Annotated in this window: 1 protein-coding gene; it reads right to left on the bottom strand. The window is 59.2% G+C overall.

Features of this window, described 5'->3' with window-relative positions; all coding sequences use genetic code 11:
* Positions 1 to 235 precede the first annotated feature (235 nt).
* Positions 236 to 742 (bottom strand): transposase (locus CHR62_RS15535; protein WP_031971774.1); only part of this gene is annotated, 507 nt, incomplete at its 5' end.

Raw genomic sequence — 742 nt, 5'->3', positions numbered from 1 at the left:
ACGTATAGGAAGAATAAACGCCCTTTTCACCCAAGTCCAACAGCTTTGGACCGCAGTTGACTCTTTCGACACCCCTGCGATGCAACCCAATCCGGCTGACGGGGAGCCAGCAACGCTGAAAATTTACCCTCCTCTTTCCCACTAGCGGCTCCTTTTCCGACAACCAGCACGGCGGATCCCTGCCGCGGCGCTGTGAACGCAGCATTTTGATTGGTATCGTTGGCCTTCAGGCTCGTCAGTCAAACAGACCCAGGAGCAGCTCAGCCGGTGGCGCCCGGCTTTCGGGTAACGCCCTGGTCCCGCTGGTTTCGGCTTTGTGCTTCAGGTGATCAAGGATCTGCTTGATCACTATAGGGTCTTCAATGCAGGCGATGACTTTCATGGCGCCGCCGCAGCCGCTGCAGGTCTCGATGTCGATATTGAAAACACGCTTGAGCCGTTGCGCCCATGTCATCGACGCTCGCCGTTGTGCTGGTGTTGCCGGTTCATCAGCCACCCTGACCTTGTTGCCCCTGCCCCGTTTTGCCGGCGTGACCAACGCCCGGTGCCGACTGTTGGGTGCGAACACCCCGTGGAAGCGGGTTAGGTTGACTCTGGGCTTCGGTACCAGGGCGGCCAGCCTTGCAATGAAATCCAATGGTTCGAAAATGACGTGCGTGGTGCCGTCCCGGTACGGCGTCTTGAGCTGGTAGCGCACGTTGCCGCCTCGTGTTAACGACAGCCGCTTCTCGGATACCGCCGG

The sequence above is a fragment of the Pusillimonas sp. NJUB218 genome (assembly GCF_003788685.1).
Classification (GTDB): Bacteria; Pseudomonadota; Gammaproteobacteria; order Burkholderiales; family Burkholderiaceae_B; genus Neopusillimonas.
Note: the sequence above shows the minus strand (reverse complement) of the source record. Positions and strands in the feature narration are given on the sequence as shown.